Source organism: Cupriavidus sp. PET2-C1, from assembly GCF_054515855.1.
In genome coordinates this window covers 112,483-134,870 of the sequence record NZ_JBTNRJ010000003.1, presented here as the reverse complement: position 1 = coordinate 134,870, position 22,388 = coordinate 112,483, and the positions used below count along the sequence as shown (strand labels likewise).

General features: G+C 66.4%; 21 protein-coding genes. 13 read left to right on the top strand and 8 right to left on the bottom strand.

The features are described from left to right. The first annotated feature begins 9 nt into the window (after positions 1-9). The 4 genes from tkt to ACX12D_RS34275 all read left to right on the top strand — a co-directional run bounded on the left by tkt (position 10) and on the right by ACX12D_RS34275 (position 4,909). Positions 10-2,022, top strand: a complete 2,013-nt coding sequence (tkt, locus tag ACX12D_RS34290) for a transketolase (RefSeq protein ID WP_459377112.1) — start codon at positions 10-12, stop codon at positions 2,020-2,022. Beyond that, positions 2,022-2,717 (top strand): phosphoglycolate phosphatase, encoded by a 696-nt coding sequence (gph, locus tag ACX12D_RS34285; protein ID WP_459377111.1) that lies wholly within the window; start codon positions 2,022-2,024, stop codon positions 2,715-2,717. Before tkt ends, gph begins: the two co-directional genes overlap by 1 nt. A gap of 319 nt (positions 2,718-3,036) precedes the next feature. After that, the gene (gene fba / locus ACX12D_RS34280) at positions 3,037-4,074 is read left to right on the top strand and encodes a class II fructose-bisphosphate aldolase (protein ID WP_441633005.1); all 1,038 of its coding nucleotides are present in this window, start codon (positions 3,037-3,039) and stop codon (positions 4,072-4,074) included. A gap of 244 nt (positions 4,075-4,318) precedes the next feature. Next, positions 4,319-4,909, top strand: coding sequence for an amino acid kinase family protein (locus tag ACX12D_RS34275; protein ID WP_459377110.1), 591 nt, complete (start codon positions 4,319-4,321; stop codon positions 4,907-4,909). Positions 4,910-4,979: 70 nt separating this feature from the next. On the opposite strand, the gene fae is transcribed toward ACX12D_RS34275, so the two are convergent. The 4 genes from fae to ACX12D_RS34255 all read right to left on the bottom strand — a co-directional run bounded on the left by fae (position 4,980) and on the right by ACX12D_RS34255 (position 10,089). Next, a complete protein-coding gene (gene fae, locus ACX12D_RS34270) occupies positions 4,980-5,492 on the bottom strand; it encodes a formaldehyde-activating enzyme (RefSeq protein ID WP_253932662.1) in 513 nt (170 codons plus the stop codon). Between the two features lie 365 nt (positions 5,493-5,857). Beyond that, positions 5,858-7,078 carry an ATP-grasp domain-containing protein gene (locus ACX12D_RS34265; RefSeq protein WP_459377109.1) on the bottom strand — a complete coding sequence of 407 codons (1,221 nt, stop codon included), beginning with the start codon at positions 7,076-7,078 and terminating at the stop codon, positions 5,858-5,860. A gap of 333 nt (positions 7,079-7,411) precedes the next feature. Then, entirely contained in the window at positions 7,412-9,463 is a 2,052-nt protein-coding gene (locus tag ACX12D_RS34260; RefSeq protein WP_459377108.1) for a sigma-54-dependent Fis family transcriptional regulator, read from the bottom strand. Positions 9,464-9,690: 227 nt separating this feature from the next. Next, on the bottom strand, positions 9,691-10,089 hold the full coding sequence (locus ACX12D_RS34255) for a hypothetical protein (protein WP_459377107.1): 399 nt from the start codon (positions 10,087-10,089) through the stop codon (positions 9,691-9,693). A 426-nt stretch (positions 10,090-10,515) separates the two neighbouring features. Here ACX12D_RS34255 and ACX12D_RS34250 point away from each other — a divergent pair, with 426 nt between their 5' ends. The 9 genes from ACX12D_RS34250 to ACX12D_RS34210 all read left to right on the top strand — a co-directional run bounded on the left by ACX12D_RS34250 (position 10,516) and on the right by ACX12D_RS34210 (position 19,313). Further along, positions 10,516-12,324 (top strand): methanol/ethanol family PQQ-dependent dehydrogenase, encoded by a 1,809-nt coding sequence (locus tag ACX12D_RS34250; protein WP_459377105.1) that lies wholly within the window; start codon positions 10,516-10,518, stop codon positions 12,322-12,324. 98 nt (positions 12,325-12,422) lie between these two features. Further along, positions 12,423-12,830, top strand: coding sequence for a c-type cytochrome (locus ACX12D_RS34245; protein WP_459377104.1), 408 nt, complete (start codon positions 12,423-12,425; stop codon positions 12,828-12,830). Positions 12,831-12,874: 44 nt separating this feature from the next. Next, positions 12,875-13,756 (top strand): substrate-binding domain-containing protein, encoded by an 882-nt coding sequence (locus ACX12D_RS34240; RefSeq protein WP_459377103.1) that lies wholly within the window; start codon positions 12,875-12,877, stop codon positions 13,754-13,756. Continuing rightward, complete coding sequence (locus tag ACX12D_RS34235; protein WP_459377102.1) at positions 13,674-14,453, top strand: hypothetical protein; 780 nt, start codon at positions 13,674-13,676, stop codon at positions 14,451-14,453. The genes ACX12D_RS34240 and ACX12D_RS34235 overlap by 83 nt, the downstream gene beginning before the upstream one ends. A gap of 17 nt (positions 14,454-14,470) precedes the next feature. Then, positions 14,471-15,499: a tripartite tricarboxylate transporter substrate binding protein gene (locus ACX12D_RS34230; protein ID WP_459377101.1), complete on the top strand. Its 1,029-nt coding sequence runs from the start codon at positions 14,471-14,473 to the stop codon at positions 15,497-15,499. After that, entirely contained in the window at positions 15,496-16,269 is a 774-nt protein-coding gene (locus ACX12D_RS34225) for an ABC transporter ATP-binding protein (RefSeq protein ID WP_459377100.1), read from the top strand. The genes ACX12D_RS34230 and ACX12D_RS34225 overlap by 4 nt, the downstream gene beginning before the upstream one ends. A 35-nt stretch (positions 16,270-16,304) precedes the next feature. Continuing rightward, a complete protein-coding gene (locus tag ACX12D_RS34220; RefSeq protein ID WP_459377402.1) occupies positions 16,305-17,261 on the top strand; it encodes a PQQ-dependent catabolism-associated beta-propeller protein in 957 nt (318 codons plus the stop codon). A 14-nt stretch (positions 17,262-17,275) separates the two neighbouring features. Next, positions 17,276-18,469, top strand: coding sequence for an ABC transporter substrate-binding protein (locus ACX12D_RS34215; protein ID WP_459377099.1), 1,194 nt, complete (start codon positions 17,276-17,278; stop codon positions 18,467-18,469). Between the two features lie 19 nt (positions 18,470-18,488). Then, on the top strand, positions 18,489-19,313 hold the full coding sequence (locus ACX12D_RS34210; RefSeq protein WP_459377098.1) for an ABC transporter permease: 825 nt from the start codon (positions 18,489-18,491) through the stop codon (positions 19,311-19,313). Here the strand turns inward: ACX12D_RS34210 and pqqE are convergent. The 4 genes from pqqE to pqqB are packed head-to-tail and all read right to left on the bottom strand — an operon-like array spanning position 19,294 to position 22,358. Next, the gene (gene pqqE / locus ACX12D_RS34205) at positions 19,294-20,475 is read right to left on the bottom strand and encodes a pyrroloquinoline quinone biosynthesis protein PqqE (protein WP_459377097.1); all 1,182 of its coding nucleotides are present in this window, start codon (positions 20,473-20,475) and stop codon (positions 19,294-19,296) included. The two genes, ACX12D_RS34210 and pqqE, sit on opposite strands and share 20 nt — an antisense overlap. Continuing rightward, a complete protein-coding gene (pqqD, locus tag ACX12D_RS34200) occupies positions 20,447-20,725 on the bottom strand; it encodes a pyrroloquinoline quinone biosynthesis peptide chaperone PqqD (protein WP_459377096.1) in 279 nt (92 codons plus the stop codon). The genes pqqE and pqqD overlap by 29 nt, the downstream gene beginning before the upstream one ends. After that, positions 20,722-21,444: a pyrroloquinoline-quinone synthase PqqC gene (gene pqqC, locus ACX12D_RS34195; protein ID WP_459377095.1), complete on the bottom strand. Its 723-nt coding sequence runs from the start codon at positions 21,442-21,444 to the stop codon at positions 20,722-20,724. The genes pqqD and pqqC overlap by 4 nt, the downstream gene beginning before the upstream one ends. After that, on the bottom strand, positions 21,444-22,358 hold the full coding sequence (gene pqqB / locus ACX12D_RS34190) for a pyrroloquinoline quinone biosynthesis protein PqqB (RefSeq protein WP_459377094.1): 915 nt from the start codon (positions 22,356-22,358) through the stop codon (positions 21,444-21,446). Before pqqB ends, pqqC begins: the two co-directional genes overlap by 1 nt. Between the last annotated feature and the right edge of the window lie 30 nt (positions 22,359-22,388).

The window sequence follows — 22,388 nt, the reverse complement described above, 5'->3', positions numbered from 1 at the left end:
AGTCAAGCCATGAACGCACCAGAACGTATCGATCCGGCGGCGCGCTGCGCCCACGCGCTACGCTTTCTCGCGGCCGACGCGGTGGAGCAGGCCAGGTCTGGCCATCCGGGAGCGCCCATGGGCATGGCCGAGATGGCCGAAGTGCTGTGGCGGCATCACCTGCGCCATAACCCCGCCAACCCGGCATGGCCCGACCGCGACCGCTTCGTGCTCTCCAACGGCCATGCCTCCATGCTGCTGTACGGGTTGCTCCACCTGAGCGGCTACGCGCTGCCGATGGCGCAGCTGCGCCAGTTTCGCCAGTTGCATTCGGCCACGCCGGGGCATCCGGAAGTCGGCCACACGCCGGGCATCGAGACCACCACCGGCCCGCTCGGGCAGGGTCTGGCCAACGCGGTTGGCATGGCGCTGTCGGAGAGGCTGCTGGCCGCGCACTTCAATCGGCCGGGCCATGCCATCGTGGATCACCACACCTATGTGTTCCTCGGTGATGGCTGCCTGATGGAGGGCATCAGCCACGAAGCCTGTTCTTTGGCGGGGACGCTGCGGCTCGGCAAGCTGATCTGCCTATACGATGACAACGGCATCTCCATCGACGGCGAGGTGTCAGGCTGGTTTGCCGACGACACGCCGCGGCGCTTCGAAGCCTACGGCTGGCATGTGATCCCGAACGTCGATGGCCATGATGCCCGCGCCATCGATGGGGCCATCCGCCAGGCCAAGGCGCAGGGCGAGCGTCCTACGCTGATCTGCTGCAAGACGGTGATCGGCAAGGGCGCGCCGGCCAAGGCCGGTGGGCACGACGTGCATGGCGCCCCGCTGGGCGCGCAGGAGATCGCCGCCATGCGCGAAACGCTCGCCTGGGAGGCCGAGCCCTTCACGGTGCCACCCGACGTGGCTGCCGCCTGGGACGCGCGTGCGCTGGGCGCCGAGCGCGAGGCAGGATGGAACGCACGTTTCGCCTGGTACAGCACGGCGTATCCGGAACTGGCCGCGGAGTTCCTGCGCCGCGACCGGGGCAGGTTGCCGGAAGGATTCGAGGCCGGGTTGATGGGCTTGCTGGAGACGCCATCGGCCCTGCACGGCAAGATCGCCACGCGCAAGGCATCGCAGCTCACGCTGGAAGCGCTGAGCGCCGCCTTGCCCGAACTGCTGGGCGGCTCGGCCGACCTGACTGGCTCCAACCTGACCGACGTGAAGGCCTCGGTGTGGGTCAACCACGCCGGGCAAGGCAACTACGTCAGCTACGGCGTGCGCGAGTTCGGCATGGCAGCGGTCATGAACGGCATGGCCTTGCACGGCGGGCTGATTCCGTACGGTGGCACGTTCATGGTGTTTTCCGACTATTCCCGAAACGCCATCCGCATGGCCGCGCTAATGCGGCAACGCGTGATCCATGTGCTCACCCATGACTCGATCGGTCTGGGCGAGGACGGTCCCACCCACCAGCCGGTCGAGCACGCGGCGAGCTTGCGGCTGATCCCGAACAACCAGGTCTGGCGCCCTTGCGACGGTGTGGAAACCGCGCTGGCCTGGCTGGACGCGGTGCAGCGCCGCGACGGGCCGAGCTGCCTGCTGCTGTCGCGCCAGGCGCTGACGCCGTTCGCGCGCGATGGCGGGCAACTTGCCGGCATCCGGCGCGGCGGCTATGTGCTGCAAGACGCGGAGGCGCCTCAGGCGGTGCTGATCGCCACCGGTTCGGAAGTGGAGATCGCGGTGCGTGCCGCTGCCCACCTGGCCGAGGAAGGGATCCACACGCGCGTGGTGTCGATGCCCTGCGTGGAGCGCTTCCAGGCGCAGGATGCGGCCTACCGGGAAGCGGTACTGCCGCCCGGTGTGCCACGCATCAGCGTGGAGGCCGGCGTCACCTGGTTCTGGCGCGCGGTAGTGGGCGAGCAGGGCGCCACGGTGGGAATCGATACCTTCGGTGCCTCGGCACCAGCCGAAGCGCTGTACCCGCACTTCGGCCTGACACCGGCGCGGGTCGCGGATACCGCGCGTTCTCTGCTGGGGAGGCCGTGATGCGCATCGCAGCGGACATGCCTTACACCGCGGTGCTGGTCGACCTCGACGGCACCCTGGTTGATACGGCGCACGACATTGTGGAGGCTGCCAACCGCATGCTGGACGAACTGGGCCGCGCGCCATTGCCCTTTGACACCATCAGCGGCTTTATTGGCAGGGGTGTGCCCAACCTGGTGCGGCGCGTGTTGGAGACCGCGGCAAGCGGCGATCGGGATGGCGCTGATTCCGCCGAGGCGGTGTTCCACCGCCACTATGTGGAAGTCAACGGGCACCTTGGCCGCGTTTTCCCCGGCGTGCAGGCCGGGCTGGAGGCCTTGCAGCAACAGGGCTACCGGCTCGCGTGCGTGACCAACAAGCCCAGAGCGCTGGCAGCGCCACTGCTGGCCGTGACCGGGCTGGCCAGGTACCTGGAGGTTCTGGTCGGCGGCGACTCGATCGCGCGAATGAAGCCGGACCCCGAGCCGCTGCACCATGCTTGCCGGCTGCTGCAGGCGGATGAGAGGCGCAGCGTGCTGGTCGGCGATTCGGCGGTTGACGTGGCCGCGGCGCGCGCGGCGGGCATGCCGGTTTTCCTGGTGCGGTACGGCTATGCCGGCCCCGGCGGCGTTGCCGCGCTGGGTGGCGATGCGGTGATCGATTCGCTGGAAGACCTGCCGGCGCTGCTTGCGCCTGCGTGCCGGATGCTGGCCTGAGTCGGGCAGGCAGAGCGAAGTAGACCAACGATAGATCAAGCCACGCAGAAGCCAGATAGCGACACGCCAACCCTATCCGCCAGGACCCCGCGGTGACGATCCCCGCGGACGTGGTGTGTGCCAAGGCGTTCAGCGCCAGCGTCAAGTACGGTATCGCGGAGCAGGTCGGCTATATCTCGACAGGTGGCGGCGCCTTCTCGAATTCCTGGAGGGCAAGACACTGCTGGCCTTCGAGGTGCTGGAGCAGCGGGCTGCCGCCTGACGGGCGCTCATGTCATCCCGAATTCACCGAATCAGCGTCAACCCACGGAGTTCCATCATGTCACTCGTATCCCTGCGCCAGTTGCTGGACCACGCGGGAGAGTTCGGCTACGGCGTGCCGGCTTTCAACGTCAATAACCTCGAACAGATCCACGCCATCATGGAAGCCGCCGAGGAGAGCGGCAGCCCGGTCATCCTGCAGGCCTCGGCCGGCGCGCGCAAATATGCCGGAGAGGCCTACCTGCGCCATATGGTGCTGGCCGCGGCGGAGACGCATCCGGATATTCCCATCGTGCTGCACCAGGATCACGGCGCCAGCCCGGCGGTGTGCCAGGCCTCGATCCGCTCCGGCTTTACCAGCGTGATGATGGACGGTTCGCTGCGCGAAGACATGAAGACGCCGTCGGACTACGCTTACAACGTCGACGTGACCCGCCGCGTCTGCGAGATGGCGCACGCGGTAGGAGTCTCGGTCGAGGGCGAACTGGGTTGCCTGGGCTCGCTCGAAACCGGGCAAGCCGGCGAGGAGGATGGCGTTGGTGCCGCTGGCATCCTGTCGCACGACATGATGCTGACAGACCCGGACCAGGCGCGCGACTTCGTCGCCCGCACCGGCGTGGATGCGCTGGCCATCGCCATTGGCACCAGCCACGGCGCCTACAAATTTTCGCGCAAGCCGACCGGCGACATCCTGGCGATGGACCGCATCCGCGAGATCCATCAGAAGATTCCCGACACCCACCTGGTCATGCATGGTTCCAGTTCGGTGCCGCAGGAGTGGCTGGAGATCATTCGCCAGTACGGTGGCGAGATCAAGGAGACCTATGGCGTGCCGGTCGAGGAAATCCTGCGCGGTATCAAGACCGGCGTGCGCAAGGTGAATATCGATACCGATATCCGCCTGGCAATGACCGGCGCCATCCGCAAGTCCCTCGCCGATGACCGCAGCGAGTTCGATCCGCGCAGGGCATTGCTGGCTGCCAAGAAGGGCGCCAAGAGCGTGGTGCGGTTGCGCTTCGAGGCGTTCGGCTGCGCCGGACAGGCATCGAAGATCAAACCGGTGCCGCTGGAAAAGCTGGTGCCGCGCTACCGCTAGGCGAGGCGAGCCGTCCCGCGTGCCCGGCAAAGCGCCAGACCATCCCCGCACAATGGAGCGCGGGCGCGGGTCTGGCGCTCTGTCGTGTTGCACGGATCGATGTTCCGCGCGGGACAGCTTGTGCGCCATGCCTGTCGCAGACTGTCACCATGGCGGAAGTGCCGGCACCCCGCCTTGGGCCGCGCCGCGCTGGCACGGAACGTGAATGTGCCAAGGCGGATTCATCAGCCTTGGAGTGGCGGCTATGTGGGTAGTAAAACTCGGCGGCAGCCTTGGCCGCGACCCGTTGTTGCGCGAGTGGCTGCAGGAGCTGAGTGAGCTCGGCGGCGGCCGCATCGTGGTGGTGCCCGGAGGCGGCGGCTTCGCGGGGCAGGTGCGCGAGTACCGGGCGCAGTGGGCGTTCGACCATGTGGTGGCGCACAATATGGCGGTGCTGGCCATGGCCCAGTACGGGCTGATGATGCAGGGCATGTGCCCGGGCATGTCGCTGGCGGTGCACGAGAAAGACATCCAGGGCGTGCTGCGCAACGCCGGCGTGGCCGTGTGGGCACCGTTTTCGCTGTTGCGCGAGCAGGCCGACGAGATGACGCACCCAGGCGTCGGTTCGGACAGCATGGCCGCGTGGCTGTCGAACCGCCTCAACGCCGAGATGCTGCTGCTGGTCAAATCCGCGCCGGCCGATGCCGGCCAGCCGGTGGAGCAATATGCCGCGCAAGGGCTGGTGGACCGGCGCTTCGCGCATTTCACGCGTGGCGCGCCATATCCTATCGAATTTCTGCACAAGAGCGAGCTGGCGCGCATGCGCGAACTGCTGCTGCATCCGGCTGCCGGCTGACTGCTACTGGCTACGGTGTGCGATGCGTGATGCGCAAGCCAGCCGCGGTCGGCCTGCGCATGTCCTCCGATTAGCTATGCGCCGCGAAAGGATGCGCCGAACTCTGCTTCTTGGCTACCACTTCGGCGGCGCTCGGCCAGCCCCCCACGGCGCGCTGGATCGCTTCGCGCGTGGCCTGGTAGTTGTAGTCCTGGATCTTGGTGTCGTCCTCCGCCTGCCAGTGGATGAACACGCCCACGCTGATAAACAGGTCGTCGGCTTCGGCGGCGGGAATGGTGCCGTCTTCCACGCTATCCGCCACCGCCATGGCAACGCCGCGCTGGGCCGGGCCGAACATCTGCACGGCCTGCTTGGCGCCTTTGATGGTGACCTTGTTGAACAGCACGGTATTGGGCTTGGCCTGCAGGTTCGGCGCCACCACGGCGAGCAACGAGGTGAAGCCGTCCTTGTTGTTGGTCAGCGCGTTGCAGAAGGCGGTCTCGGCAGCCGAGCCGCGCGGCCCAAGGATCAGGTCGATATGCGCGACCTCGTTGCCGTCGCCGACCAGCGATTCGCCAACACGAACACGATCGATTTTTGCCATTTGCGAGTCTCCCGGATAAAGGATGTTCAGGAAAAGAAAAGAAGGCGCAATGTGTCCCCCCGGGCTTTACCTAACACGTTCCATGCCAAGCCTGGGCACGGCGTGAAAGGCGGGTCGGCAGGACAGGGCCCGAGGGCGATAGGGGCTGCGATCATTGCGCCGGCGGCGGCGAGAGCGGCGCAGATGGATGACCGTCGCTCAGGCGTCTGTGCCAGACGCGTGCCTGAAGGGTGACACTCTGTGCGAACGGCGAGAGGCGCGCAAGCGGGTGGAGACTGAGCATGCTTGCGCACCTGGCAGGCGCGCGGGCTTGCGTGCGGCAGCACTCGGTGATCCGATCGGGTTGGGAGGCCGGCGAGGGCTGGCTAAGCGTGCTGGTGCAGGCTGTGAGGGCCGCCGTTGAGCGCTGCGGGGACGCCGCTGGTGCGATGGCGTTCATCGTGGCGCGCCTTCAGCAAGGACTGGATCTGCGCGCTGCGCCGGCGCAGTTCGATTTCGGTCGCGGCCTCCGTCAGGCCGGCGGCGGAGACCGAGCAGAAGGGGTGGCCGGCAGCCACATAGCTGCCGGGAACGGGAATGTCGTGGCACCAGCCAGTGCGCATCAGCGCGACAGTGAGCGCGGCGTTGATCTGCGCGGGGTCTTGCGCAAAGACATGCTGGAAGCCGCGCACGACGGTCTGCCGCGCCGCCGGTGGCTCGGGCGTTTCGCCGCGGCAGGCCTGCAGGTGCGCGTGCATCAGGCCAAGCGGATAGGCGTCGGTATAGAGCGCCATGCTGGCCGGCGGCCGCGGGTTGACTTCAAGCACCATGATGTCCGGCGCCTCGAACAGGAAGTCGATGCTGTTCAGGCCGACCAGGCTGGTTTCGCGCGCGATGCATTGGATGATCTCGACGAGGCGCGCGGTGGTGCTTGCCGGCAGCATCGCTGGGCCTGCAGCGCCGTGGAACAGATAGGGGCAGTCGTGGTGCGAGCCGATGCGCTGCAGGCTGATGCCGACCAGCTGGACGCCGCGGCGATGAGCAACAAATAGCGCGGACATCGGCAGCCCGGGGCGTTGCCGCTGGAAGTACCGAGTGGCGTCGGCAGCGTCGGCAGCGACGGCATCTGCGCTGGCCAGCTGGCGGATATGCGAGCCGCCGGTGCCGCCGACAGCTTTGCACAGCCAGCCTGCCGGCTCGCGCGGCATCGCGATGGTGGTTTCCGGATGCGGAATGCCGAGCGCGGCCAGCAGCCGGAAGAAGGCGCCGGGCTGCTTGACGCCGCGCACGGTGGCGGCGCTGTTGCCGAGCAGCGGCACCAGCGCGTGGCCGGCGTCGAGCAGATCGGGGCGTTGTTCGAAGCCGCTACCGGCAACCCAGCCAAACGGATGCACGGTGTCGCGCAAGCGGCGCAGCGCGGCGAGCACGTGCTCGCCGTCGAGCGCCATCGACCCGGTGGCGCCGATCGGCTCCCAGCGCTGCGCGACATGCCGCGTGTCGGCATCGCCGAACAGGTCCAGCGCGGCCACGCGCAAGCCGGCTTGCGCTGCGGACTCGGCCATCATCCGCGATGACAGGGCGGCGACGATGAGGGTCTGGGAGGGCATGGTGGGTCAGGGTGGTTCGGCGGGCATTTCGCGCGCGGGCTCCGGCATATCGGCTGCGATGCCGGCGTCGATGCCAGCGTTGATGTGGCGCTCGCATTCGCTACAAAAAGCAATCGGCATACCAAGCGAGCCACGCGCGTGGGATCGGGGGAGAATCGGGCCTGTTGCAAGCGTCAGGGCCTTGCACTGTCACGGCCACTGTTCCGCTGTTCGCACAGGCTGTCCCGCGTCCGGCGGCGCCATTGGACAAGGGCGTGATCAGCAAGATAGGTAAGGGGGGAAGGGGCACGAGGGGCTGCCAGCCCCCTCGGTGTGACACGCAGGGCGGCGCCGCTACGACTGCTCGGACGTCTCGGCCTGCGCCAGGTTGATATGCAGCCGATGTATCTTGCGGTACAGCGTGTTCCGGCTGATGGAGAGCGAGCGGGCTACGGTGCTGACATTCCAGCGGTGCTTGTGGAGCAGGCCAAGGATGGTGTCGCGTTCGTTCAGCTGGATGGCATTGAACTGCGCCAGCGCCTTGGCTTCATCGTCTGGCATATTGGGCTGCGCCGCCATGGCCGGCTCGCGGGGCGCGCCGGCTTCTCCTGCGCCTTGCACGATTTCCGCCGGCAGGTGCTGGCAAGCGATGGTGTCGCCGTCGCACAGTGCCAGGGCGGTGCGCAGCACATGGCGCAACTGCCGGAGATTGCCGGGCCAGGGGTAGCGCAGCAGCGCCTGCACGGCGTCCGGCGCCAGCGTCGGTGCCTGGTCCGGCTCCGCCTCCTCGGCGAGTATGTGCTGCATCAGCGTGAGCCGGTCGGTGCGCTCGCGCAGCGGCGGCAAGCGCAACTCGATGCCGTTGAGCCGGTAGAACAAGTCTTCGCGGAACTGGCCGCTCTGCACCAGTTCGGCCAGGTTGCGGTGGCTGGCGCTGACCAGCTGGAAGTCGACCTTGACCACCGCCTCCGAGCCGAGCGGCGAGACCTGGCGTTCTTCCAGGACGCGCAGCAGGCGGGACTGCAACGTCATGGGCATGTCGCCGATCTCGTCCAGGAACAGCGTGCCGCCGTTGGCCTGGATGATCTTGCCGCGCCGGCCTTCGCGCTGGGCACCGGTAAACGCGCCGGCGCGGTAGCCGAACAATTCGCTTTCGATCAGGTTCTCCGGCAGCGAGGCACAGTTGATGGCGACAAAGGCGCGCTCGCGCGCCGGGCTCATCTGGTGCAGGGCATTGGCGAAGACCTCCTTGCCGCTGCCGGTCTCGCCGTGCAGCAGGATGGGGATGCGCCGGGTGATCACGCGCTGCGCCAGCCGGACCTGCGCTTCCATCTGCGGGTCGCCAAAGGCCAGTCTGGTGGACGGTGCCACCGTGGCCGGGGCGCGCGGGGCAGCTGTCAGGGGTTCCGCGCTGGCCGCTCGCGGCGCGGCTTGGGTGCTGGCCGCTCTCGCGCCGCCAATGGTGCCGCCGCTGGTGCCGAGGTTCGGCTGCTGGGCCACCATGAAGAAGCGGTTCGATGCGCTCGCGCGATAGACCGGCACCGGATGGAAGGAGTTGCGCGCGCACCGCGCCAGGATTTCGTCGAGCGAGGTCTTGAACAATTCGTCGATCTGTTTGCCGAGCAGGGCAGACAGCGAGCGAAAATCCAGCTGGAACAGCGCGCTGCGATTGGCTGCCAGCACCCTGCCGCTGTCGTCGATCGCGAGCTTGCCTTCGTGCAGCGTGTTGACGAGTTCGGGGCGGCTGTGGAAATGGATCTGGTGCGCGTGCTTGAACCGCTCGTCCATCAAGCGGTTTTCAATCATCTGGCGGGACATGCCGACCAGCACCAGCGAATGCTGCTGCAGCAGCGGCGAGCGGCTGGTGACGTCGAGCACGGCGGTCAGTTCGCCGCGATCGTTGAAGATCGGCGAGGCCGAGCACGTCAGCGAGGTGTACTGCGCGAAATAGTGTTCATTCTGACGCACCGCAACAGGCTCGGCTTCGATCAGGCAGGTGCCCATGCCGTTAGTGCCGGCCTCGCGCTCGCTCCAGACCGCGCCGGTGCGGAAACCCAGGGGTTCCACGTCCTGCGAGAAACCGACTGACGACACCATATGCACGATGACGCCATCCATATCGGTCAGCACCACGGCCAGCTCGGGATCGGCGAGCTGCTGGTAGAGCGTGGTCATCTCCAGCTTGGCGCAGGCGATCAGGTCGCTCATGCGGTCGCGCCGCTCGTTGAACTCCGGCTGGGTCAGGATCGGAGGCATGCGCTGCTGCGCAGGGTCCAGCTGGAAGTCCCGCAGGCAGCGCGCCCAGGAGCGTGTCACCACCGAGCTGTTCTGCGTGCCGCATAACTGTCCGTTGACGACATTGAGAATCTGCGCGACGTGGTGACTGGCGGACTGAAGTGTTGTCACCGAGCTTCTCCTTTTAGCCTGCGGGCTCTTTTGTGCGGTGCAATCTGGCGTGGCGCGAACTGTTGCTATGCAATCGCCGCAGTGCAATCGCTGCGATGCAATAAAGAAACCGGCGCCTGTGGTTATGCGGATGGAAGCCGATCTTGTGTGAAGAGGTGACACTATAGGCCGGACTTCCGATCGCATCAACGGGGCGGAAACCCTCAGGTTTCCCGGCGGCGCCGAATTCAGCGCGCGGCCCGCGTCGCCAGCGAAACACCGCAGGCGCGCAGCGCATCGTCCTGGATGCCGCGATAGCGCTTGGCGGCGTGCTTGCCGTATTCCGGATCGCGGAATATCGCGCCGCCTTCGCCGCCGAGCGTGGCGTACCTGGCGAAGGTAGACGATTCGACATACTCGTCATATGGCAGTTGCGCCGCGATCCGGTCGATCGCGCACGAACACTTGTGCAGGTACACGTAGGCACCGCCGTTCCTTGCCATGCACTCGCCCACATATTCGACGCGGGCGGTAGTGGGGTAGTTGTTGGCAGGCAGGTCTTGAGCGGTTTGCGCGCCGGCGGGAACCATGGACAATGCCGCCAGCACGCAGGCAAGCTGCCGGAGGCCGAAGATGGAGGGCTGCATGCGGGGTCTCCTCGTAGTGTGCGCTTTCTTTGGAACGTCTTGTGCAATCTTGTCCCAATAACGATGCAAGTCGCGCGCCATCCCGCCACGGTGCCGCGCGAACCCGCTACGCCGTCTTTCTGGTCCAGTTCTGACACATATTGTCCCGGCCTCGCGCCCCTGCCTGGAACGAATGGGAGCGCTTCGTGCCGGCCGGGCGACGCAGCGTGAATGCCCGCCGGGCACGAAGCGCTCAAGACCAACCGCACACTCGCCTTGCAAGCGGCGACTGCGCGGCTCGGGCATGGATCGTGCAGAAGCCTGCGCGGCACCTTTCCGACGGCTGCCAGGTTCGCAACCCGCGCAATCAGTTTTAGTTGAGGAGCCGGAGGCGGCGCGCAGGAAGCGGGATCCAGACTTTGTCACGTAAAGAAAGACGGAGGAGACATGAAATTCCGGACCATGATGGTGGGGATGGCGATGCTTGCCACAGCCACCGCGTCATTTACCGCACGCGCGGATGCCGAGCTGGACAAGCTGGTGGCCAATCCGGCCAATTGGGCAGCACAGGCTGGCGACTATGCCAACCATCGCTACAGCGAGCTCAAGCAGGTCAACGCCGGCAACGTGAAAAACCTGCAGGTTGCGTGGACGGTGTCCACCGGCGTGCTGCGAGGCCACGAAGGCTCGCCGCTGGTGATCGGCGATACGATGTTCATCCACTCGCCGTTTCCGAACAAGGTGATCGCGATCAACCTGAAGGACCAGTCCTTCAAGTGGAAGTACGAGCCCAAGCAGGAAAACAACGTGGTGCCGGTGATGTGCTGCGACACCGTCAACCGCGGCCTGGCCTACGGCGATGGCAAGATCCTGCTGCAGCAGGCCGACACCACCCTGGTGGCGCTCGATGCGAAGACCGGCAAGGTCATGTGGACCGTCAAGAACGGCGATCCCAAGGTCGGTGAGACCAATACCAACGCCCCGCACGTCTTCAAGGACAAAGTCATCACCGGCATCTCCGGCGGCGAATTCGGCGTGCGCGGCCGCCTGCTCGCCTATGACCTGAAGACGGGCAAGAAGATCTGGACCGCTTTTAGCACAGGCCCCGACAACGAGCTGCTGTTCGATCCGGCAACCACCATGACCTGGACCGACGGCAAGATGGCGCCGGTCGGCAAGGACTCCTCGGTCAAGACCTGGAAGGGCGACCAGTGGAAGCTGGGCGGCGGCACCACCTGGGGCTGGTATGCCTACGATCCCAAGCTGAACCTGGTCTACTACGGCAGCGGCAACCCGGGCACGTGGAATCCGGCGCAGCGTCCGGGCGACAACAAGTGGTCGATGACGCTGTTCGCGCGGGACCTGGATACCGGCAAGGCCAAGTGGGTCTACCAGATGACGCCGCACGACGAGTGGGACTACGACGGCGTCAACGAGAACGTGCTGGCCGACCTGGACATCAAGGGCAAGAAGGTACCCACGCTGGTGCACCTGGACCGCAACGGTTTCGGCTACACGCTCAACCGCGAGACCGGCGAATTGCTGGTGGCGGAGAAATACGACCCGACCATCAACTGGGCATCCAAGATCGACATGAAGAGCGGGCGCCCCATCGTCAACGCCAAGTACTCGCCCGCCACCACGGGCCCGGATGTCGACGTCAAGGGCATCTGCCCGTCGGCGCTCGGCACCAAGGACCAGCAGCCGATGAGCTACGATCGCAAGTCGGGCATTTTCCTGGTGCCGACCAACCACGTCTGCATGGACTATGAACCCTTCCAGGTCGAGTACACCGCGGGCCAGCCCTATGTAGGGGCGACCCTGTCGATGTACGCGACGCCGAAGAGCCATGGCGGCATGGGCAATTTCATTGCCTGGGATGCCGCCGCCGGCAAGATCCTGTGGTCCAAGCCGGAGCGCTTCTCGGTCTGGTCGGGCGCGCTGGCGACGGCGGGCGATATTGCCTTCTACGGCACGCTTGAGGGCTATGTGAAGGCCGTCAATATCAAGGACGGGAAGGAGCTGTGGAAGTTCAAGACCCCCTCCGGCATCATCGGCAACGTCTTCACGTATCAGTTCGAGGGCAAGCAATATGTCGGCGTCTATTCGGGCATCGGCGGATGGGCCGGTATTGGCATGGCGGCAGGGCTGGAGAAGGCGAACGAAGGTCTGGGCGCGGTAGGCGGCTACAAGGATCTGGCGAAGTACACCGATCTCGGCGGCACGCTGTTTGTCTTCGCGCTGCCTACCACCTGATGCCGGTCTTCCTCACCCCCACGATACGCAGTCTGCAATAAGCGAAGCGGCGGCCCGGCGCGGCCGCCTGCCAAGCGCCCCTACAAGGAGTTGAAGAGATGTTCCGTTCCTCAATGGTGATTTTTGCCCTGCTGGCCTGTACCGTGTGCGACGCGCAAAGCAAGAGCGACGCGGCGCAATCCGCGGCGCCCTATAAGGTAAGTGAAGGCAACAAGGTGGACACCAATACCCTGCAGGGCTGGAAGACCTGGCGCGCCATGGCGTGCGAGCGTTGCCACGGCGCGCAGCAAGAGGGCATGGTCGGTCCCTCGCTGGTGGAGTCGCTGAAGAAGTTGTCGATGGACGATTTCCACACGCTGATGATGGAAGGCCGGATCGACAAGGGCATGCCGAATTTCGGGGGCTCCGAGATGATGCAGAAGAACTGGCAGAACCTGTATGCCTATCTCAAGGGCCGCTCCGATGGCAAGATCAAGCCTGGCCATGTCTATCCGGCTGACAAATGATGACCGGGCCGGCGCGCCGGATAACGGCAAACAGGAGTCGACGGATGCGCAATCGGGGACTGACGCTGATGGCAACGGTGCTGGCTGGAGCGTTGGCGGCGCCACCAGGCGCGGCGCAGGCACCGCCGGCGGACAGGCTGTTGCGGGTCTGTGCCGACCCGAACAGCCTGCCGTCGTCGAACCAGCGCGGCGAAGGCTACGAGAACAAGATCGCACAGGCCATGGCCCACGATCTCGGCCGGGAGGTGGCCTACACCTTCTTCCCGCAGCGCATGGGCTTCGTGCGCAATACGCTGCGGGCGAAGGATCCCGATACCGGCAACTGGAAATGTGACTTGATCGTTGGCGTGCCCAAGGACTATGAGCTGACGGCCACCACGCGGCCGTATATGCATTCGACCTATGCGCTGGTGTTCCGCCAGCGCGATGCGCTGCGCGAGGTAGCCACGCCGGAGGACCTGTTGAAGCTGTCGCCTGAAACGCTGGGCAAGCTGCGCTTCGGCATCTTCTCGCGCGCGCCGTCGGTGGACTGGCTGCTGCGCAACAAGCTGTTCGAGCAGGCCGTGGTCTACCAGCAGCAGAGTGGTGATCCCGACGAGGTGCCGGGTGGCGTGGTCGAGCGCGATCTGCTGGCCGACAAGATCGACATCGCTATCCTGTGGGGACCCATCGCCGGCTACCTGGCCCGCCAGCATGCCGGCGCCGGCGAATGGGTGATGGTGCCGTTCCGGCCCGACCCGCAACTCAAGTTCGATTACGAGATCGCCATGGGCGTGCGCTTTGGCGAGAAGGCGTGGAAAGATGAAGTGGATCGCTGGATTGCCGGCAACCAGGAAAAGATCAATGCGATTCTCGCCAGCTACCGGATTCCCCTGGTGGACGACAAAGGCAATCCGGTCGCGGGCCCGTCCCCCAACCGGCGTTAGGCAGCGTGTCGTCGCTGCGCTGCTGTGCGCCATCACGGGTGCCGTGGCGGCGCCTGCCGGCGCCGCCGACGATCCCATCAAGCCGGCGGAGCGGTTGCTGTTCATGGCCGACCACCTGAAGACGGTACGGGTGCCGGCCGATCTCGTCTACCGCTTCGACAAGGGCGGCAGCCTGGCGCCGGCAGGCAGCGAGGAGGTGCACGTCAGGTTGTCGCGCGGCGGCAAGGGCGTGAGCGCGGTCGTCAGCGATGCGGCCGGCACCATGCCGTTCGCGGTCGAAGCGCCGCTGCGGGGCAATCCGGTCATCCTCTATTTCCTGGAGAAGGACATCGCCGAAATGCGCCAGTTGACCGGCGGCCAGCCGCGCTATTTCCAGAAGCGGATCCGGCTCGCGCTGGCGCAGGGCCCGGCCATCACCCCGGTGACGGCCGAGCTGGATGGCAAGCCGGTGCCGGCGCGGCAGATCGTGATCCAGCCCTACCTGGACGATCCCAACCACGCCCGCTTCGAAAACCTGGTCGGCAAGCGCTACACCTTCGTGCTGTCCGACCGCGTGCCCGGCCAGGTCCTGCTGCTCAAGAGCGAGGTGCCGGGAGTGACGCCGGACCAGGCGCAGAACCAGGCGCAGAACCAGGCGCAGGACTTCGCGCGTCCGGCGCAAACCGAGACTTTGCGCTTTCGCGGCGCCAAGCCATGATGAATCGGGTGAATCGAATGCATGGGAAGCACGCAAGCGAGCGTCGCAGGTTCCTGCGCGCCGGACTGGGTGCGCTTGCCGCGCCGCTGCTTGCCGGCATGGCGGGCCGGGTCCCGGCCAGCACGGGCAGCATGGCCGACAGGTATCCGTCACGGCCGATCACGCTGATCGTCCCCTGGCCGGCAGGCGGCGCGACCGACATCACGATGCGGATCCTCGCCGAACTGGCCAGCCCGGCGCTTGGCCAGCCGATCGTGGTCGAGAACAAGCCCGGCGTGGGCGGCACCTTGGTGGGCCCCGCGCTGGCTGCGGCAAAGCCGAACGGCTACGTTATCGGCCAGTTGCCGTTGACGCTTTACCGCCTGCCGCACCAGCAGAAGACCAGTTGGCAGCCATTGCGCGATATCCAGCCGGTGCTGATGATCTCGGGCGTCACCTTCGGCATCCTGGTCCCGGCCGACAGCCCACTGCGCAGCCTGGGCGACCTGCTTGAGTGGGGCCGCGCACATCCGGGCGAACTGACGGTGGGTTCCACGGGGATAGGTACCACGGCGCACCTCGGCATGGAAGACGTCCTCTCGCGTAACGGCATCTCCTATGTGCATGTGCCGTATCGCGGCACCGCCGACCAGATGCTGGCGGTGGCCAACCATTCGCTGATGGCCGGCGTCAATTCCACCGGCTTCGCGCCCTTCGTGGCGTCTGGGCAACTGCGCTTGCTGGCGGTGTTCAGCGAGGCGCGTTCGGCGCACTGGCCCGACGTCCCGACCGTGAAGGAGCTCGGCTATCCGGATGCCGTTTACAACTCGCCGTATGGCATCGGCGTGCCGCATGGGACCGACCCGCGCATCGTCACACGCCTGCACGATGCGTTTCATCACGCGATGTTCCAGCCCCGTCATATCGTCGAGCTTGCCAAATACGACCAGGAGCTTACCTACCTGAACACGGCGCGGTACCAGGCCTACCTGGAGCATGCCTGGGTCAAGGAGCGTGAATTTGCCGAACGCCTTGGCCTCGGGATCAAGCAGGAGACCTCGTCATGACGCGTGCCCCGGAAGCGGCATTATTTGCCGACGCGCTGGCCTGCGAAGGCGTGCGCAAGCGGTTTGGCGCTCGGGCAGCCCTCGACGGCGTGTCGCTGCGGGTGCGGCGCGGCGAGTTTGTCGCCTTGCTGGGTCCCAACGGCGCGGGCAAGACCACGCTGTTCCAGATCCTCGCGGGGCTTTTCGTCCAGGACGCGGGCCAAGTGGAAGTGATGGGCGCCGATATGCGTGAGGCGCCGGTCCATGCACTGGCCCACATCGGCATCGTGTTCCAGCAACCGGCCATCGATCTCGATCTGTCGGTCGAGGCCAACCTGCGGTTCCATGCCGATCTGCACGGCCTGCCGCGCCGGGAATCGGCCGCCCGGATGGCGCCGCTGCTCGACCACCTGGGCCTGGCGGCGCGGCGCGGTACCCTGGTGCGTGAGCTGTCGGGGGGCAACCGGCGCAAGGTGGAGTTGGTGCGCGCGCTGCTCCACCAGCCCGGCCTGCTGCTGATGGACGAAGCCACGGTGGGCCTCGACCCGGCCTCGCGCATGCAGATCGTCACCGAGGCGCGGCGTCTGGCGACGCAAAGCCGGGTGGGCGTGCTATGGGCGACGCATCTGGTGCAGGAAGTCGAGGCGAGCGACCGCGTCGTGGTGCTGCATCGTGGACTAGTGCGCTTCGACGGCACACCGGCGGATCTGCTGCGCGCGGCAGGCGGCGGCAGCCTGGAATCGGCATTCCTGTCCCTCACCGGGACACCTGAACAGGAGGCGCGGAAATGACGAACCGCCATGCGGTGCCAGCCCGCTTGCGGGCGATGTTGCTGGCCGGGCTTTGCCTGGCGCCAGGGCCGTGCTGGAGCGCGGGCACCGGCCAACTCTTCGTCTCGAACGAGAAGGACGGCAGCCTTACCGTGATCCGGGCGGACACTCGCCAGGTGACTGGCACCCTGGCACAGTGCAAGCGGCCGCGCCACCTGCAGTTCTCGCCGGATCGTACCCGCCTGTACGTCGCCTGCAGCGACGACCACCGTATCGACGTGATCGACGTGGCCAGCCGCAAGACGGTCGGCGCGCTGCGCGTGGGCGAGGATCCGGAAATGTTCGACCTTAGCCCCGACGGCAAGTCCCTCTATGTGTCAAACGAGGAAGACGCCTTGCTGTCGGCCTTCGACGTGGCGTCCGGCAAGAAGCTGTTCGAGGTCAGGGTCGGCGAAGAGCCGGAAGGCGTCAAGGCCAGTGCGGACGGCAAGCGCGTCTATGTCGCCTCCGAAGTGGCGAACATGGTCCATGTCATCGATGTCGCGGCGCGCAAGGTGGTCAAGAACATCCAGGTCGGAAACCGGCCCCGCCGCTTCATCCTGACACCGGATGGCAAGGAATTGTGGGTAAGCAACGAACTCGGCGCCAGCGTCAGCGTGATCCGCACCGACGACCTGACGGTGGCGCATACCATCCAGTTCGAGCCCAAGGGCTTTCGCGCCGACGACATCACCCCGGTCGGCATGACCCTGTCCAGCGACGGCAAGCGCGCCTATGTAGGGCTTGGCCGCGCCAACCACGTGGCGGTGGTGGATGCCGCCGGCAAGCACGTGACGGACTACATCCTGGTCGGCAAGCGTGCCTGGGGGCTGGGGCTGAACCGCGACAACAGCCTGCTCTATGTCACCAACGGCTTGTCTGACGATGTCAGCGTGGTCGACACGGCTCGCAACAGGGCGGTCACCGCCATCCAGGTCGGGCGGGTGCCGCATTCCGTGGTGATCGACGATTGAAGGCGGCAGACGTCATGCGGGTAAACGCGTCCCTATCCTGGCGCCGGCGGGTGTTGCCGCTGGCATCCCTGTTATTGTCGTGGGCCGCGGCCGCGCAGGAAGTGCGCATCGCCGTGGTGTCGCTTGCCGACGATCCGCGCTACGACAGCCGGCAACTGGAGAAGCGCTATCCGGGGCATCCCGAAGGGCGTTCGCTGGATGGTGCCAAGGTGGCCGTCGCCGAGTCGCGCTTCGCGCTCGATGCGGTTGGCGCGACACTGGTGCTGGAACCGGTTGAAGTCCGCGGCGAAACCGAAGTCGCCGCTGCCGTGAGTGGGCTGGTCCGCCGGAATGTGAGGTATGTCGTGCTGGACCTGCCGGCGCCTGCCGTCGCCGTGGCCGCAAAGGCGGTCAAACCGGGGGACGCGCTGCTGTTCAACATATCCGCCGCCGACGACAGCTTGCGCGGCACCGGCTGCGCGCCCAACCTGCTGCATACCTTGCCAAGTCTGCGCATGCGCACGGACGCACTGATGCAATACCTGGCCGCGCGCAAATGGCGCAAGGCTCTGCTGCTGTACGGGCCGCTGCCGGCCGACCGGGAGCAGCAGAGCGCTTTCCTGCAATCGGCCAAGCGCTTCGGGATTGGCTGGGCTGCGCAACGTCCCTTCAAGCTGTCGAACGATCCGCGCGAGCGCGATCTGTCCAACGTGAACCTGTTGACCACCGGGGTTGACTACGATGCCGTCGTGGTTGCGGACAGCGATGGCGAGTTTGCGCGCTCGCTGCCTTATGCCACCCAGCTGCCGCGCCCGGTGGCCGGCGCCAATGGCCTGACCGCACAAGCCTGGCACTGGGCCTGGGAGCGCAACGGTGGGCCGCAGCTCAACCGGCGTTTCAGCAAGGCAGCCGGCCGGCCCATGACCAGCTTCGACTGGGCCGCATGGGCTGCCGTGAAGGCGGTGGCGGCATCGGTGGCGCGCTTTCCGAAAGCCGGCTTCGCCAGACAGCGTGAGGCGCTGGTCTCCGGCGAGGTGGTGGTCGACGGCTTCAAGGGGCCGCGCCTGGGCTTCCGCCCTTGGGATGGCCAGTTACGCCAGCCGCTGTTTCTGTCCCACCCCGACGGCGTGATTGCCACGGCGCCGGTGGAGGGCTTCCTGCATCCTAAGAACAATCTCGACACGCTCGGCGCGGATGCCCCCGACTCAGCGTGCCGCATGACACGCTGAGCGTGCGCAGGGAGACACGATGACCCATCCCGTCATGCATGGAATGCGCGCGCTGCGAGCGGTGGCCGGCCGGGAAATTTGCAAGTTCTTCCGCCAGCCGGGCCGGCTGTTCTCGTCGCTGGTGCGGCCCTTGCTGTGGTTCCTGGTGTTTGCCGCCGGCTTCCAGAACGTCTTCGGGGTAGCCATCATCCCGCCTTACGATACCTATATCGAATACAAGGTCTACATGGCGCCCGGGTTGATCGCCATGATCTCGCTGTTCAACGGCATGCAGTCCTCGCTGGCGATGGTGTACGACCGCGAGATGGGCGTGATGCGGCTGCTGCTTACGGCGCCGTTGCCGCGCGGCTGGCTGCTGGCCTGCAAGCTGTTGGGCGGCACGCTGCTGTCCTTGCTGCAGATGGCGGCTTTCCTGCTGGTGGCGATATGCTTCGGCGTGACGTTCGCGTGGCAGGATCTGCCGGGGGCGTTCGCGGTGATGGCGCTGGCAGCGCTGATGCTGGGCGCGATCGGCCTGCTGCTGTCGGTGCATGTGCGCCAGCTGGAGAACTTTGCCGGCACCATGAATTTCGTGATCTTCCCGATGTTCTTTATCAGCTCGGCACTATACCCGCTCTGGAAGCTGGAGGAATCCGGCGCCACTATCGTGTACCAGCTGGCGCGCTTCAATCCGTTCACGCACGCGGTCGAGGCCATCCGCTTCGCGCTGTACGGCCAGGCGCAGTGGACCAGCCTGGCGGTGGTGGCGGGCGGCGCGGCAGTGTTCTTCACGCTCGCGCTGCTGGGCTACGATCCGCAGCGCGGCGTGGCGCGGGCCGCGCGCGCTAGCGGTCCGGCCCGCTGAAGCGGCGCGATGCCGCGTCGGCGCGAAAGACCAGCGGCACTTCGTGCGGCGCTGCTGGCGGCCCGCTTTGGGCGGCGAGGCGCCCATGCATGACTACGTTGCGCACGGTGGCATGATCCGGCGACTTGTCGCAAACGGGATCTGTTCGGTTGGCATCGCCGGTCAGCAGCCAGGCCTGGCAACGGCAGCCGCCGAGATCGATCTCCTTTTCGTCACATGAGCGGCACGGCTCGGGCATCCATGCCGTGCCGCGAAAGCGCTGGAAGGCATCGCTGTGGTACCAGATATCGCGCAGCGATTGCGTGCGCACGTTCGGCAGGACGAGGCCGGGCAGCATGCGCGCGGCGTGGCAGGGCAGGGCGGCGCCGTCAGGTGCAATCCCGAGAAACACCGAGCCCCAGCCATTCATGCATTTCTTGGGCCGCTGCTCGAAATAGTCCGGCACCACGAACAGGATGCGGCAGCGCTTGCCGATCCTGGCCCGGTAGGACTCCACCACCGACTCGGCCTCGCGCAGCTGCTCCTCGGTCGGCATCAGCGCCAGCCTGTTCTCCCAGGCCCAGCCGTAGAACTGCGTATTGGCCAGCTCCAGGTATTCGGCGCCCATCTCCAGCGCCATCTCGATGATGGTGCCGACATGGGCCAGGTTGTGCCGGTGCAGCACGCAGTTGAGCACCATCGGGTAGCCGTGCGCCTTGATCAGCTTCGCCACCCGTTGCTTCAGGTCGAAGGTGCGGGTGCTCGACAGGAAGTCGTTCATCTCCCGCGTGGAGTCCTGGAACGAGAGCTGGACATGGTCGAGCCCGGCCACGCGCAGCGCGCGCAGGCGCGCGTCGGTCAGGCCCACGCCGGAGGTGATCAGGTTGGTGTAGAAGCCCAGTTGCCGGGCATGGCCCACCAGGTCTTCGAGGTCGTCGCGCACCAGCGGCTCGCCGCCGGAAAAACCAAGCTGGGCGGCGCCGAGCGCGCGCGCTTCCTCCAGTACCCGGTGCCACTGCGCCGTGTCCAGTTCCTGGCCATGGCGCACGTAGTCGACCGGGTTGTAGCAAAAGGCGCAGTGCAGCGGGCAGCGGTAGGTCAGCTCCGCCAGCAACCACAGAGGCGGACCCACCGTGGCGGCAGGCCGGGCCGGCTCAGGCGAGCCAGCCGCGTTCGCAGGCATGTTTGACAAAGGTGTGTACCTCGGTGGCAATGCCCTGCACGCCGAAGGACGTCTGGAGTTCGTCGATCAGCATGTCGAGCGTATGGGCGCCGTCGCAGCGCTGCAGGATGGCGGCCGCGCTGTCGTTCAGCTTGACCATGCCTTCAGGATAGAGCAGCACCCAGGCTTTCTGGGCCTCTTCCCACTGCAGGCGGTAGAGCGGGTCCAGCCGCGGCGTGGCGACGGTGTCGGGCTTGGCAGGGGCGTTCATACGGGATACGCCTTTTCGATGGCGTCCAGCATCGACCACAGGATGTCGAGCTTGAACTGCAGGATTTCCGTGGCGCGCTGCTGTTCGGCCGGCGTGCGGAAATAGTCTAGCGTGACGCGCAGGCCATGGTCGACATCGCGCTGCGCCAGCGGGATGCGCGAACGGAAATAGCTGAGTCCCTCCGCGTCGATCCACGGGTAATGCTCCGGCCAGCCGGCCAGCCGTTCCTTGTGGATGGCGGGGGCGAACATCTCGGTGAGCGACGAGAACACCGCTTCCTGCCACGGCGCACGCCGCGCGAAGTTGACGTAAGCGTCCACCGCGAAGCGCACCCCGGGCAGCACCATCTGCTGGGACCACAGTGCCTCGCGCGTCAGCCCCACGGCTTCGCCGAGGCGGCTCCAGGCTTCGATGCCGCCGGGCTCGGTGGCGGTGCCGTCGTGGTCGAGAATGCGGATCACCCACTCGCGCCGCGTTTCGCGCTCGGGGCAATTCGAGAGGATGGCGGCATCCTTGAGCGGGATATTGATCTGGTAGTAGAAGCGGTTGGCTACCCAGCCCTGGATCTGTTCGCGTGAGCATTGCCCACTTGCCATGCGCCGGTTGAAGGGGTGATGGATGTGGTAGCGCGATTCCAGAGCGCGTAGCCGCGCTTCGAAGGCCGAGCGCTCGGCGTCGGGAATCGCTGGCGGGACGGGTTGGGGGTGTGGTACGGGCATCACAGGGCGATCTCCATGCCGTCATAGGCCACCTCGATCCCGTGCGCGGCCAGTTCGCGGCGCGGCTGCGAGTCTTCCACCAGGATCGGGTTGGTGTTGTTGATATGAATCAGGATCTTGCGTGCCGCTGGCGCTTCGTCCAGCGCGGCAATCATGCCGTGCGGGCCGGACTGCGCCAGGTGGCCCATATCGCGGGCCAGCTTGGACGACAGGCCGAGCCGCCGCATTTCATCGTCGGTCCAGAAGGTGCCATCGACCAGGATGACGTCGGCCTGGGCCAGCTCCGCGCGCACATGCGGCTCGATGCTGCCTAGCCCGGGCGCGTAGAACACGCGCTTGCCGCCGGTGCAGACGATACGCAGGCCGATATTGTCGCCATGCTGCGGCGCGGCGCGGTTGGGGGAGTAGGGCGGCGGCTTGCTGTCCAGCGCGATGGCGTGCAAGGTGAGCCCCGCGAGCGGCGGCACGGTGAAGGGGCTTGCGTCCAGGGGCAGCGGATGGGTTTCCAGGGTGCAGTAATGGGACAGGATGCGGGACAACGGAAAGCCTTCGCTCAGGTCCTTCAGCACCGGGGCCGTGGCGTAGACCGGCAGCGCGCTACGGTGCTCGCGCAGCATCAGCAGGCCAGTGACATGGTCGATCTGCGCGTCCATCAGCAAGACGGCGGCGATCCCGGTGTCGCGCGCCGCGCGGGCCGGCTGTAGCGCCGGGGTAGCGCGGATCTGCGCAAGGATGTCGGGCGAGGCGTTGACCAGCAACCATTGCACGCCGTCCTCGGATAGCGCGATCGAGGATTGCGTACGTGCGGTGGCGGCAATAGTGCCGCGACGCAGGCCGTCGCAGTTGAAGCAGTTGCAGTTCCATTGGGGAAAGCCGCCGCCGGCAGCCGATCCCAGTACCCGAAGTGTCGTCATGGCCTGGTGTTTGTCCAGTCAGGGCCAAGG

What these genes read in the sequence shown, in the direction of transcription:
- tkt (WP_459377112.1), top strand. Translation starts at nt 10, where the DNA reads ATGAACGCACCAGAACGTATCGATCCGGCGGCGCGCTGCGCCCACGCG.
- gph (WP_459377111.1), top strand. Translation starts at nt 2,022, where the DNA reads ATGCGCATCGCAGCGGACATGCCTTACACCGCGGTGCTGGTCGACCTC.
- fba (WP_441633005.1), top strand. Translation starts at nt 3,037, where the DNA reads ATGTCACTCGTATCCCTGCGCCAGTTGCTGGACCACGCGGGAGAGTTC.
- ACX12D_RS34275 (WP_459377110.1), top strand. Translation starts at nt 4,319, where the DNA reads ATGTGGGTAGTAAAACTCGGCGGCAGCCTTGGCCGCGACCCGTTGTTG.
- fae (WP_253932662.1), bottom strand. Translation starts at nt 5,492, where the DNA reads ATGGCAAAAATCGATCGTGTTCGTGTTGGCGAATCGCTGGTCGGCGAC.
- ACX12D_RS34265 (WP_459377109.1), bottom strand. Translation starts at nt 7,078, where the DNA reads ATGCCCTCCCAGACCCTCATCGTCGCCGCCCTGTCATCGCGGATGATG.
- ACX12D_RS34255 (WP_459377107.1), bottom strand. Translation starts at nt 10,089, where the DNA reads ATGCAGCCCTCCATCTTCGGCCTCCGGCAGCTTGCCTGCGTGCTGGCG.
- ACX12D_RS34250 (WP_459377105.1), top strand. Translation starts at nt 10,516, where the DNA reads ATGAAATTCCGGACCATGATGGTGGGGATGGCGATGCTTGCCACAGCC.
- ACX12D_RS34245 (WP_459377104.1), top strand. Translation starts at nt 12,423, where the DNA reads ATGTTCCGTTCCTCAATGGTGATTTTTGCCCTGCTGGCCTGTACCGTG.
- ACX12D_RS34240 (WP_459377103.1), top strand. Translation starts at nt 12,875, where the DNA reads ATGCGCAATCGGGGACTGACGCTGATGGCAACGGTGCTGGCTGGAGCG.
- ACX12D_RS34235 (WP_459377102.1), top strand. Translation starts at nt 13,674, where the DNA reads ATGCGATTCTCGCCAGCTACCGGATTCCCCTGGTGGACGACAAAGGCA.
- ACX12D_RS34230 (WP_459377101.1), top strand. Translation starts at nt 14,471, where the DNA reads ATGCATGGGAAGCACGCAAGCGAGCGTCGCAGGTTCCTGCGCGCCGGA.
- ACX12D_RS34225 (WP_459377100.1), top strand. Translation starts at nt 15,496, where the DNA reads ATGACGCGTGCCCCGGAAGCGGCATTATTTGCCGACGCGCTGGCCTGC.
- ACX12D_RS34220 (WP_459377402.1), top strand. Translation starts at nt 16,305, where the DNA reads ATGTTGCTGGCCGGGCTTTGCCTGGCGCCAGGGCCGTGCTGGAGCGCG.
- ACX12D_RS34215 (WP_459377099.1), top strand. Translation starts at nt 17,276, where the DNA reads ATGCGGGTAAACGCGTCCCTATCCTGGCGCCGGCGGGTGTTGCCGCTG.
- ACX12D_RS34210 (WP_459377098.1), top strand. Translation starts at nt 18,489, where the DNA reads ATGACCCATCCCGTCATGCATGGAATGCGCGCGCTGCGAGCGGTGGCC.
- pqqE (WP_459377097.1), bottom strand. Translation starts at nt 20,475, where the DNA reads ATGCCTGCGAACGCGGCTGGCTCGCCTGAGCCGGCCCGGCCTGCCGCC.
- pqqD (WP_459377096.1), bottom strand. Translation starts at nt 20,725, where the DNA reads ATGAACGCCCCTGCCAAGCCCGACACCGTCGCCACGCCGCGGCTGGAC.
- pqqC (WP_459377095.1), bottom strand. Translation starts at nt 21,444, where the DNA reads ATGCCCGTACCACACCCCCAACCCGTCCCGCCAGCGATTCCCGACGCC.
- pqqB (WP_459377094.1), bottom strand. Translation starts at nt 22,358, where the DNA reads ATGACGACACTTCGGGTACTGGGATCGGCTGCCGGCGGCGGCTTTCCC.